The 11,490-nt window shown below is 60.0% G+C and carries 9 protein-coding genes; 6 read left to right on the top strand and 3 right to left on the bottom strand.

Annotation, left to right across the window (positions count from 1 at the left end):
• Positions 1-188: 188 nt before the first annotated feature.
• Entirely contained in the window at positions 189-1,115 is a 927-nt protein-coding gene (locus AUK77_RS18785; protein ID WP_296132826.1) for a lipid A biosynthesis lauroyl acyltransferase, read from the bottom strand.
• A gap of 155 nt (positions 1,116-1,270) precedes the next feature.
• Here AUK77_RS18785 and minC point away from each other — a divergent pair, with 155 nt between their 5' ends.
• From minC to AUK77_RS18765, 4 genes are all read left to right on the top strand, one after another.
• Positions 1,271-1,996, top strand: a complete 726-nt coding sequence (gene minC / locus AUK77_RS18780) for a septum site-determining protein MinC (protein WP_296132824.1) — start codon at positions 1,271-1,273, stop codon at positions 1,994-1,996.
• Positions 1,997-2,088: 92 nt separating this feature from the next.
• Complete coding sequence (gene minD / locus AUK77_RS18775) at positions 2,089-2,904, top strand: septum site-determining protein MinD (protein WP_296132822.1); 816 nt, start codon at positions 2,089-2,091, stop codon at positions 2,902-2,904.
• The gene (minE, locus tag AUK77_RS18770) at positions 2,901-3,155 is read left to right on the top strand and encodes a cell division topological specificity factor MinE (RefSeq protein ID WP_025165363.1); all 255 of its coding nucleotides are present in this window, start codon (positions 2,901-2,903) and stop codon (positions 3,153-3,155) included. The genes minD and minE overlap by 4 nt, the downstream gene beginning before the upstream one ends.
• A gap of 178 nt (positions 3,156-3,333) precedes the next feature.
• On the top strand, positions 3,334-3,969 hold the full coding sequence (locus AUK77_RS18765) for an RluA family pseudouridine synthase (protein ID WP_296132820.1): 636 nt from the start codon (positions 3,334-3,336) through the stop codon (positions 3,967-3,969).
• A gap of 126 nt (positions 3,970-4,095) precedes the next feature.
• Here the strand turns inward: AUK77_RS18765 and AUK77_RS18760 are convergent, their stop codons facing one another.
• Both AUK77_RS18760 and AUK77_RS18755 read right to left on the bottom strand, forming a co-directional pair.
• The gene (locus AUK77_RS18760; RefSeq protein WP_296132819.1) at positions 4,096-5,697 is read right to left on the bottom strand and encodes an ATP-binding protein; all 1,602 of its coding nucleotides are present in this window, start codon (positions 5,695-5,697) and stop codon (positions 4,096-4,098) included.
• Between the two features lie 19 nt (positions 5,698-5,716).
• A complete protein-coding gene (locus AUK77_RS18755; RefSeq protein WP_296132817.1) occupies positions 5,717-6,439 on the bottom strand; it encodes a response regulator in 723 nt (240 codons plus the stop codon).
• Positions 6,440-7,154: 715 nt separating this feature from the next.
• Here AUK77_RS18755 and AUK77_RS18750 point away from each other — a divergent pair.
• Positions 7,155-10,058: a ribonucleoside-diphosphate reductase subunit alpha gene (locus AUK77_RS18750; protein ID WP_296132815.1), complete on the top strand. Its 2,904-nt coding sequence runs from the start codon at positions 7,155-7,157 to the stop codon at positions 10,056-10,058.
• 427 nt (positions 10,059-10,485) lie between these two features.
• Positions 10,486-11,490: ribonucleotide-diphosphate reductase subunit beta (locus tag AUK77_RS18745; protein WP_296132814.1), on the top strand; the 1,005-nt coding region annotated here is incomplete at its 3' end.

The raw sequence follows: 11,490 nt of genomic DNA, 5'->3' as shown, positions 1-11,490 counted from the left end.
TGCGCTTGAATCCTTTGGTGTGAGAGCCTGGATTCTACCGGTGGCTGGCCCTCTGCCTATCGTTTCAAGCGTTGCACTTATTCTATGAATTCAGGATAGAAGTGCTACACGCGCCAGCGAAACGCCCAACGTCAAGAAAGCAACCAGCTCACTGCAAACCCGCCAAACGGATGGCAGGCCAGCATCCATCACCCCTTCTTTTTATACAGCTTGGGCTCGCCCTCAGGCCGCGTTTTGAAACGCCGATGCGCCCACAGGTACTGCTCAGGACATTGGCTAATGGCATGCTCAACCCACTGATTGATGCGCAGGCAATCGGCTGCTTCATCATCAGTCGGGAAGTTGTCGAGCGCAGGATGCACCACCACGCTGTAGCCCTGGCCGTTAGGCAATCGCTGCTGTGTGAAGGGGATGACTCTGGCGCGGCCCATTCGGGCGAACTTGCTGGTGGCTGTCACGGTAGCGGCCTGCACGCCGAACAGCGGCACAAATAGGCTGCGCTGAGCACCGTAGTCCTGATCCGGGGCGTACCAGACAATGCCACCGGCCCGCAGCAGTTTGAGCATACCGCGCACTTCATCGCGCTCAATCGCACCGAGCAGCCGCTGTTCACGACCGCGACGCTGCACATAATCAAACAGCGGATTTTTATGCGGCCGGTACATGCCGTACATGCCCTGTTCAAGCGCCAGGAATGCCCCACCAATTTCCAACGTGGTGAAGTGCAGCGCCATCAGGATAACGCCCTCGCCTTGCGCCTGGGCTTGCTGCAAATGCTCAATACCCTCAACCGTACCGAGGCGGCGTAAACGCTCCGCCGGCCACCACCAGGCCATGGCCATTTCAAAGAAGGTGATACCGGTCGAAGCGAAGTTTTCCTTTAACAGCGCTTCGCGCTCGGCTACTGGCATCTGCGGGAAACATAACGCCAGGTTGCGCGCTGCGATTTTGCGCCGCGAGCGGGCCAGGCGATACATCACGCCGCCCAGGCCGCGCCCCAACACCAGCAATACTTTGTAAGGCAACTGCGCAATCAGCCACAACAGCCCCAAACCCAGCCATAACAACCAGAAACGCGGATGCAGGAAATACGTTTGAAAAACAGGGCGATCCATAACACAGGTCCGAGGCGCGCAATAAAGCGCGGCATTCTATCAGGTGTTGCGCACCGCTCGGTTTCGCGGCGCAACTTGCGAGCGCGCGGCGTTCTCGCTATAAGTCCGGCTTACTTTTCCCTCAGTTTTTAAATAAGGGCCGCATCAGGCAGACCATGAGCCAAGCTGATCTCCTCGAGCAAGACCCCGTATTCCAGCTAAAAGGCAGCATGCTGGCCATCACCGTGATGGAGCTGGCGCACAACGACCTTGAACGCCTGGACCGCCAGCTCAGTGAAAAAGTCGCCCAAGCCCCGGCCTTCTTCAGTAACACCCCGCTGGTACTGGCCTTGGATAAGTTGCCAGAAGGTGAAGGCGAGCTGGATCTGGCCGAGCTGATGGCCGTGTGCCGTAAGCATGGCCTGCGCACACTGGCCATTCGCGCCAATCGCGAAGCCGACATCAGCGCCGCCGACGCGCTGGATTTGCCGGTACTGCCGCCATCCGGCGCGCGTGAACGACTTATTGAACTGGCCCCGGCAAAACCGGCAAAACCCGCCGAACCGGAAGTCAAACCCACGCGCATCATCACCACACCGGTGCGCGGCGGCCAACAGGTGTATGCCCAAGGCGGCGATTTGATCGTGCTGGCCCCAGTCAGCGCCGGCGCGGAACTTCTCGCCGACGGCAATATCCATGTGTACGCACCCATGCGCGGCCGTGCACTGGCCGGCATCAAGGGCAACCTGAGCGCACGTATTTTTTGCCAGCAGATGGGTGCAGAACTGTTGTCCATCGCAGGCCAGTACAAGGTCGCCGAAGACCTGCGCCGCGACCCGCTATGGGGCCAGGCGGTGCACGTCAGCCTGTCGGGTGACGTGTTGAACATCACCCGCCTTTAACGGATACTGCCGCCACTTTTCAAACAGGGCAGCCGGAAGCCTGAAATTGGCCACGGAACCTGCGTTTTCTCTACATTTTGGGGTGAATCACCTTGGCCAAGATCCTCGTAGTTACGTCCGGCAAAGGTGGCGTCGGTAAAACCACCACCAGCGCTGCCATCGGTACCGGTCTCGCCCTGCGCGGCCACAAAACAGTCATCGTCGACTTCGACGTCGGCCTGCGTAACCTCGACCTGATCATGGGTTGCGAACGCCGCGTGGTGTACGACTTCGTCAACGTGGTCAACGGCGAAGCGACCCTGTCCCAAGCCCTGATCAAAGACAAGCGCTTAGAAAATCTCTACGTGCTGGCTGCCAGCCAAACCCGTGACAAGGATGCCCTGACCCAGGAAGGCGTTGAAAAAATCATCAACGAACTGCGCGAAAACTTCGAATACGTGGTCTGCGACTCGCCGGCTGGTATCGAGAAAGGCGCGCATTTGGCCATGTACTTCGCCGATGAAGCGATTGTTGTGACCAACCCGGAAGTGTCTTCGGTACGTGACTCCGACCGTATGCTCGGCCTGTTGGCGAGCAAATCGCGCCGCGCCGAGAAAGGCGAAGAGCCGATCAAGGAACACCTGCTGCTGACCCGCTACAACCCGGAGCGCGTGGTCAAAGGCGAAATGCTCGGCGTGGAAGACGTCGAAGAAATCCTTGCCATCCGCCTGCTCGGCGTGATCCCTGAGTCGCAGGCCGTGCTCAAAGCCTCTAACCAGGGCGTGCCGGTGATTCTTGATGATCAGAGCGATGCAGGCCAGGCGTACAGCGATGCGGTTGACCGCCTGCTGGGCAAGGAAGTGGCACACCGATTCCTCGATGTGCAGAAGAAGGGATTCATGCAACGCTTGTTTGGAGGTCGTGAATGAACATTTTTGACTTCTTTCGTGAACGCAAGAAAGAAACCACCGCATCGATAGCCAAAGAGCGCCTGCAAATCATCGTCGCTCACGAGCGCGGCCAGCGCAGCCAGCCGGACTACCTGCCGGCCCTGCAGCAAGAACTGGTCGAGGTGATCCGCAAGTACGTCAACATCGATTCGGATCAGGTGCAGGTTGCACTGGAAAATCAGGGCAGCTGTTCCATTCTGGAACTCAACATCACCCTGCCGGATCGTTAATCGCGGTTACAGCAGTTCAGCCTGTACAAATGGCGGCCTAAATGGCCGCCATTTTATTGCACAAGCCAGCACGCTGTGTGGGAGGGGCTTTAGCCGCGACAGGTTGACTCAAGAGTCGTCGCCGCTAAAGCGGAACGCCGCCCGAGCCTCCCACCACTAGCCTCACTCAAGAATTCCCATGCCGCTAAGCCAAATCAAAATTCTCCACCAGGACGCCGCCCTGCTGGTGATCAACAAACCCACCCTGCTGCTCTCGGTGCCTGGCCGCGCCGAAGACAACCGCGATTGCCTGGTCACCCGCCTGCAGGAAAACGGCTATCCGGAAGCACGCATCGTCCATCGCCTGGATTGGGAAACCTCGGGAATCATCGTCCTCGCCCGTGACCCCGACAGCCACCGCGAGCTGTCCCGACAGTTTCATGACCGCGAAACCGAAAAAGCCTACACCGCCCTGTGTTGGAGCCAACCGGAACTGGACAGCGGTAGCATCGACTTGCCGCTGCGCTACGACCCGCCGACCAAACCGCGCCACGTGGTTGACCACGAACTGGGCAAACACGCCCTGACCTACTGGAAAGTGCTGGAGCGCCACGCCGACCATTGCCGCGTGGAGCTCACCCCAATCACCGGCCGCTCCCACCAGCTGCGCGTGCACATGCTGTCCATCGGCCACCCGCTGCTCGGCGACGGCCTGTATGCCCACGAACAAGCACTCAACGCCTACCCGCGCCTGTGCCTGCACGCCAGCATGCTCAGCCTGACCCACCCGCAGACGGGCGAACGCATGCGCTTCGAGTGCATCGCACCGTTCTAAGGCTGACCCGCACTGCATGGTGGATGACGCTGTTTTCATCCACCATGACCTCTGGTGGATGGGTAATGCGCCATACACCCTACATAACGGTGATCGCTCGCCGCTAACTTAGCGCCGCACCGATGCTTAACCCTGCTTACGCGGCCAGATCAGGCTAAAGCAGGCACCGCCCAATGCTTCGCTGCGGCTGATCTGCGCGCGGCCGCTGTGCCAGTAGGTGATGCGGCGCACGATGGACAAGCCCAAGCCGTGTCCGCCAGACGCACGGGTGCGGCTGTCGTCCAGGCGCAGAAAGGGCGTGAATATCCGCTCCCAGGCTTCTTCCGGTACGCCTGGACCGTCGTCTTCGACATCCAGACGGCATCGCTGCGCACCCACCTGATAGCTGATGCGCACCCGTGATTCGGCGTGGCGCATGGCGTTGCTCACCAGGTTTTGTAGCGCGCGATGCAGGTAGCGCAACTCGGCTTCCACCCACGCGCCGCCGCCGTCGAGCGCATCACGCGAGGGGCCGTGTTCAACCGTCACGCTGGCGCGCAGGGGGGCCAATTCAGTGATCACTTGGTCGATCAACTCAGCCAGATCGACCTGCTGGAAGTTCAGGGCCGGCGCGCCCTGCTCCAAGCGCGCATAGGTGAGCATTTCATCGACCAGCTTATCGAGGTCTTGGATGTCGCTGTCCATACCATCCATGTACTTACGCCGCGCAGCTTCGTTAGGCGCGTCGCCGATCATTTCCAGCCCGAAGCGCAAACGCGCCACCGGCGTGCGCAGCTCATGAGACACCGCGCGGACCATTTCGCGCTGAATACTCAGGGAACGCTGCAAATGCTCAGCCATGGCGTTAAAAGCCGCCGCCAGCCGCCCGACCGAATCGGTGCCACGGGTTGGCACACGGGCATCCAGGCGGCCGCTGGCGATGCGCGTAGCCGCGCCTTCCAAATCACTCAGACGCTGCTCCAGCGGGCGCACCAAGAGGTAAACCATCAAGCCGATAAGGCTCAAGCCCAATGCACCGATCAAGACCAGCCATTGCACCGGATAAGGATTCATCTGATACAGCGGGCCGATTTCAAGCACCCAGGGCGTATCAACAATGCCGGAGAACACGTGGATGCTGTCGCCGCCTCGGCCCAGGGCCATTACCGTATCGCCCTCATCCACTCGACGGCGCTGATCTGGGTCGAGATCGGCCTGATCCAGCCGCACCAGGCGCAGGTCGAAACCGAACTGCTTGTCCTCTTTGAGCGCCTTCAGCCGACGCGGCTGCTCGTCCCAGGGGTAGCGCACCAACTCATCAATCAGCAAAAACGTGGTGGCACGGGCCAACTGCTCGCTGACCTGTTGCACATCCGCCACCAACAACAACGGCTGCTCACTCAACTGGCTGAAGATCCGCGCTTGATGCATTCCGGTTTGCGCCACCAGCACCTGGCCGCGACGCAAGCTGCCGCGCATGCGACCGTCCAGATCGGCACTTTCCAGCGCCTCAATGCGCAGCGGCACACCCAGCAAGCGCCCCCAAATGGTCACCGCGCGCCGCCGCTCAACGTCAGTCATTGGCGACAGGTTGTCGGCCATTAAACGGAAGGTGCCCTGAGCCAAACGCTCGCGGTATTGGTCGACCCGCACATCGTTGAGCAACTGCAAAGCACCGACGCCCAGCAACGCCACCAGCACCAGTACCGCCAGCATGCCGGCGTAGATGCGCAGGAAAATCGAGTTCATCGGCAGCCCTCCACGCCGATCACACCATCGCCTCAGCCGCTTCCGCAACAAACAGATAGCCCTTGCTGCGCACGGTTTTGATCAAGCGCGGGTGCATGGGGTCGTCACCGATTTTCGGGCGGATACGTGAGATGCGCACGTCAATGGAGCGGTCCTGGCCGTCGTACTCGATGCCGCGCAGAGCATTGAAAATCTCCTCACGCGAGAGGATGCGCCCGGCGTTGGAGGTCAGCAGCCAGAGCAGGTCGAACTCGGCACTGGTCAGCTCAATGGCTTGTTCGCCCAGCCAGGCTTCGCGCATGGCGTTATCGACCACCAATTGGCCGAACTGCAAACGCCGACGCTCGCTGGCCGCCTGCACCACATTGCCCTCCATGCGCCGTAACAAGGCCCGAATGCGCGCCAACAACACCCGTGGGCGCACGGGTTTGCACACATAGTCGTCTGCGCCCATTTCCAGGCCCAGCACCTGATCCATGTCGTCGGTACGCGCAGTGAGCATCAAAATCGGCCCTTCGTACTGCCCGCGCACCTTGCGACAAATCGACAAGCCATCTTCGCCCGGCAGCATCAGGTCGAGCACCACCAAGTCCGGCTGCTCGCGCAAAATACGTGCAGCGGCTTGCGCGCCATCCATCTCGATAGAAACGTTCAAGCCATTACTTTGCAGATAATCACGGGTCAACTCGGCCAGGCGCTGATCGTCTTCAACAATAAGGATGTGCCACGACTGCTGCTCCACAACGCACTCCACTGGATGACAAAACGGCCGGCATTGTATCAACGCAACCCGCGCTGCATAGCGCATGCCATCTGTGAAGTAAAACACTAGATGTAGTATCAACCTGTGAAGCAGGCCACGCTTGTGCAGCCCACAAAAAACCCGCTTTCAGCACCGACGAACGGCACACCCCAGCAAGCACGCGGGATTGCCGCCCGCGCGCCAATTTAACCCACAAACCACCCACAACTTATCCACAGGTTGTTAGCACTCAACTGCCTTGCAATACCCCACTTAGCGCATTATCTTGTATGCCAATCGCGCGACACCCACCACATGTTGGGTTTAGCCAGGCAACCGGGCACAAAAAGAATGACTCGCACACGGCCTGAACCCAGCCCGTCACCGGTAGTCCGCAACACCACACGCAACACCCCTGCGCCCGTGTCGCAGGCTAGGTTTCAGCGCTGCGCATTACGCACCTGAAGCCGAATAAACGGTCAGTAGCACACGCGACTGCACCACTAGATGTAGTAGTCAAGGTGCAAAAACACCTTGACGTGTGACTCTTGAGCCAGGAAGGCGCTTTAGTCGTTCCTTCCCTGCCCAATTTGCAAGTCCCCGTGCACCCAGCCATTGGCTGCGCCCACGGTATTGTTGAAATGGAATGAAAGCAGTAGCCGCAGTGATCGACGACCAAGCGTCTTACTAACAAATACAGAACACGGAGACTTTCATGCACACCGACACCTCTCGCGAGAACACGCTGGCCAACGCGCCACAGGCCAACGATGACAACCAGTCCCTGAGCGCCACTGCGCCGGGCCAACTGCGCGTGATCAAGCGTAACGGCACCGTTGTGCCGTACACCGATGACAAGATCACCGTTGCCATCACCAAGGCCTTTCTCGCGGTTGAAGGCGGCACAGCAGCCGCTTCGTCGCGCATCCATGACACCGTCGCCCGTTTGACCGAACAAGTCAGCGCCACCTTCAAGCGCCGCATGCCGTCCGGCGGCACCATCCACATCGAAGAAATTCAAGACCAGGTCGAACTGGCCCTGATGCGCGCTGGCGAGCAGAAAGTGGCTCGCGACTACGTGATCTACCGTGAATCGCGCAGCCAGGCACGCAAAAGCGCCGCCGTCGATGTCGCCCAGCCGCACCCAAGCATCCGCGTCACCCACCTCGACGGCAGCGTTGCGCCCCTGGACATGGGCCGCCTCAACACCATCGTCACCGAAGCCTGCGAAGGTTTGGCTGAAGTGGACGGCGAGCTGATCCAGAAAGAAACCCTGAAAAACCTCTACGACGGCGTTGCACAAAGCGACGTCAGCACCGCCCTGGTGATGACCGCGCGCACCCTGGTTGAGCGCGAGCCCAACTACAGCTACGTCACCGCGCGCCTGCTGATGGACAACATCCGCGCCGAAGGCCTGGGCTTCCTCGGTGTCGCCACCAGCGCCACCCACCACGAAATGAGCGAGCTGTACGCCAAGGCCCTGCCGGCTTACATCGCCAAAGGTATTGAGTTCGAACTGCTCAACCCGGTACTCGCCACCTTCGACCTGGAAAAACTCGGCCAGGCGATCAACCACGAACGCGACCAGCAGTTCACCTACCTCGGCCTGCAGACCCTCTACGACCGCTACTTCATCCACAAAGACGGCACCCGTTTCGAACTGCCGCAAGTGTTCTTCATGCGCGTGGCCATGGGCCTGGCGATTGAAGAAAAGCAAAAAGAAGAGCGCGCCATCGAGTTCTACAACCTGCTCTCCAGCTTCGACTACATGGCCTCCACGCCGACTCTGTTCAACGCCGGCACCCTGCGCCCGCAACTGTCGTCGTGCTACCTGACCACCGTGCCGGATGACCTGGGCGGCATCTACGACGCCATCCGCGACAACGCCCTGCTGAGCAAATTTGCCGGCGGTCTGGGCAACGACTGGACGCCAGTGCGCGCCCTGGGTGCCTACATCAAAGGCACCAACGGCAAATCGCAAGGCGTGGTGCCGTTCCTCAAAGTGGTCAACGACACCGCTGTTGCAGTTAACCAGGGCGGCAAGCGCAAAGGCGCTGTGTGTGCTTACCTGGAAACCTGGCACATGGACATCGAAGAGTTCATCGAGCTGCGTAAAAACACCGGTGACGACCGTCGCCGCACGCACGACATGAACACCGCCAACTGGATCCCAGACCTGTTCATGAAGCGCGTCTTCGACGACGGCAAGTGGACCCTCTTCAGCCCGTCCGAAGTGCCAGACCTGCACGACCTGACCGGCAAAGCCTTCGAAGAGCGCTACGAGTATTACGAAGCCCTGATCGAGTACGGCAAGATCAAGCTGCACAAGACCATCCAGGCCAAAGACCTGTGGCGCAAAATGCTCTCCATGCTGTTTGAAACCGGCCACCCATGGCTGACCTTCAAAGACCCGTGCAACCTGCGCAGCCCGCAGCAGCACGTAGGCGTGGTGCACAGCTCCAACCTCTGCACCGAGATCACCCTGAACACCAACGCCGATGAAATCGCCGTGTGCAACCTGGGCTCCGTCAACCTGCCGAACCACATCGTCAACGGCAAGCTCGACATCGCCAAGCTGGAAAAGACCATCAAGGTCGCCGTGCGCATGCTCGATAACGTCATCGACATCAACTACTACTCGGTGCCGCAAGCGCGTAACTCCAACTTCAAGCACCGTCCGGTGGGCCTGGGCATAATGGGCTTCCAAGACGCCCTGTACCTGCAGCACATCCCGTACGGTTCGGACGCAGCCATCGAGTTCGCTGACAAGTCCATGGAAGCGGTCAGCTACTACGCCATCCAGGCCTCCTGTGACCTGGCCGACGAGCGCGGCGCGTACTCCACCTTCGACGGTTCGCTGTGGAGCAAAGGCATTCTGCCGCTCGACTCACAGCAGATCCTCATCGAACAGCGCGGCCAGAAGTACATCGACGTTGACCTGACCGAGTCCCTCGACTGGGCTCCAGTGCGCGCCCGTGTGCAGAAAGGCATCCGCAACTCGAACATCATGGCCATCGCACCGACCGCCACCATCGCCAACATCACCGGCGTGTCGCAGTCGATCGAACCGACCTACCAGAACCTCTACGTGAAATCGAACCTCTCGGGCGAATTCACCGTGATCAACCCCTACCTGGTGCGCGACCTCAAAGCACGCGGCCTGTGGGACTCGGTGATGATCAACGACCTGAAGTACTACGACGGTTCCGTGCAGCAGATCGAGCGCATTCCACAAGAGCTGAAAGACCTCTACGCCACCGCGTTTGAAGTCGACACCAAGTGGATCGTCGACGCCGCCAGCCGTCGCCAGAAGTGGATCGACCAGGCGCAGTCGCTGAACCTCTACATCGCCGGTGCATCGGGCAAGAAACTCGACGTGACCTACCGCATGGCTTGGTACCGTGGCCTGAAAACCACCTACTACCTCCGTGCCCTGGCCGCGACCAGCACCGAGAAGTCCACCATCAACACCGGCAAGCTCAACGCCGTGTCCAGTGGTGGCAGCGATGGCCTGAGCGCAGCACCGGCCAAGGCCCCGGAAGTGGAAATGAGCGCAGGCCCAGCTCCAGTACCAAAAGCGTGCGCCATCGACGAACCAGACTGCGAAGCGTGTCAATGAAGCGCGTGGATCTGAGCGGCGCGCGCGTTGTTGCCTGATCGGTCGGCCCCCATCACATACAGTCGCATGCTCAGGGGTTCCAACCGACCAGGCGCCTAGCGCTCACTCGCTCAGCTACACGCTCGAATGTCGAGCAAAAGCAAAAGCCGAAGCACAGTTCTAAAGCAACACACGTTCAGTCCCCTCTCCCACTTGCGGGAGAGGGTTAGGGAGAGGGAAAGCGGCCAACACCGCCCTCCCCACTAATTACTAACACCCCCCCGCCCTACCCGGCGTGGGCTTCAGGGCAACGGCCAGTCATTAGAGCCACCCTGACCAGCGGTACACGTTTCACCCTTGCGCGTACTACGCAACGGAACATAATCAGAACTATCTGTATATCCATACAGGCCGGCAATTTTACCGGCCCGCAAGCAGGAGCCAAGCCATGCTGAGCTGGGATGAATTCGACAAGGAAGACGGCGCAGACGCCGCCGTAGCAAGCAAAGCCACTGCCCAACTGGCAGACATGAACATCGACAAGCTCGACCAAGTCGGCGGTGCCGCCGCCCTTGAAGCCCGCGCCGTAGTCGCCAGCGACAGCGACGCCGTGGCCCGCGCCAAAGCCTCGCTCGACCAACTCGACATCGCCGAAGGCCTGGCCGAGCTGGAAGGCACCGCCGCACGCGTTGCCGTCGACGAAAAACGCATGATCAACTGCCGCGCCGACCTCAACCAGCTCGTACCCTTCAAGTACGACTGGGCCTGGCAGAAGTACCTGGATGGCTGCGCCAACCACTGGATGCCGCAAGAAGTAAACATGAACGCCGACATCGCGTTGTGGAAAAGCACCGACGGCCTGACCGACGACGAGCGCCGCATCGTTATGCGCAACCTCGGCTTCTTCTCCACCGCCGACAGCCTGGTTGCCAACAACCTCGCCCTGGCCGTGTACCGCCTGATCACCAACCCGGAGTGCCGCCAGTACATCCTGCGCCAAACCTTCGAAGAGGCGATCCACACCCACGCCTACCAGTACTGCATCGAATCGCTGGGCATGGACGAAGGCGCAATCTTCAACATGTACCACGAGATCCCATCGGTCGCGAAAAAAGCCAGCTGGGGCCTCAAGTACACCCGCTCGATCTCCGACCCAACCTTCAACACCGGCACGGTTGAGACCGACAAAGAACTGCTGCGCAACCTGATCGCCTACTACTGCGTACTGGAAGGCATCTTCTTCTATTGCGGCTTTACCCAGATCCTCTCCATGGGTCGCCGCAATAAGATGACCGGCGTCGCTGAGCAGTTCCAATACATCCTGCGTGACGAGTCCATGCACTTGAACTTCGGCATCGACGTGATCAACCAGATCAAGATCGAAAACCCGTACCTGTGGGATGCCCAGCTCAAAGACGAAGCCACCCAGATGATTCTGCAAGGCACTCAGCTG

The organism is Pseudomonas sp. Ga0074129 (assembly GCA_001465025.1).
Classification (GTDB): domain Bacteria; phylum Pseudomonadota; class Gammaproteobacteria; order Pseudomonadales; family Pseudomonadaceae; genus Aquipseudomonas.
The sequence above is the reverse complement of the archived record's forward strand: the minus strand, read 5'-3'. Positions and strand labels throughout refer to the sequence as shown.

What these genes read in the sequence shown, in the direction of transcription:
- AUK77_RS18785 (WP_296132826.1), bottom strand. Translation starts at nt 1,115, where the DNA reads ATGGATCGCCCTGTTTTTCAAACGTATTTCCTGCATCCGCGTTTCTGG.
- minC (WP_296132824.1), top strand. Translation starts at nt 1,271, where the DNA reads ATGAGCCAAGCTGATCTCCTCGAGCAAGACCCCGTATTCCAGCTAAAA.
- minE (WP_025165363.1), top strand. Translation starts at nt 2,901, where the DNA reads ATGAACATTTTTGACTTCTTTCGTGAACGCAAGAAAGAAACCACCGCA.
- AUK77_RS18765 (WP_296132820.1), top strand. Translation starts at nt 3,334, where the DNA reads ATGCCGCTAAGCCAAATCAAAATTCTCCACCAGGACGCCGCCCTGCTG.
- AUK77_RS18760 (WP_296132819.1), bottom strand. Translation starts at nt 5,697, where the DNA reads ATGAACTCGATTTTCCTGCGCATCTACGCCGGCATGCTGGCGGTACTG.
- AUK77_RS18750 (WP_296132815.1), top strand. Translation starts at nt 7,155, where the DNA reads ATGCACACCGACACCTCTCGCGAGAACACGCTGGCCAACGCGCCACAG.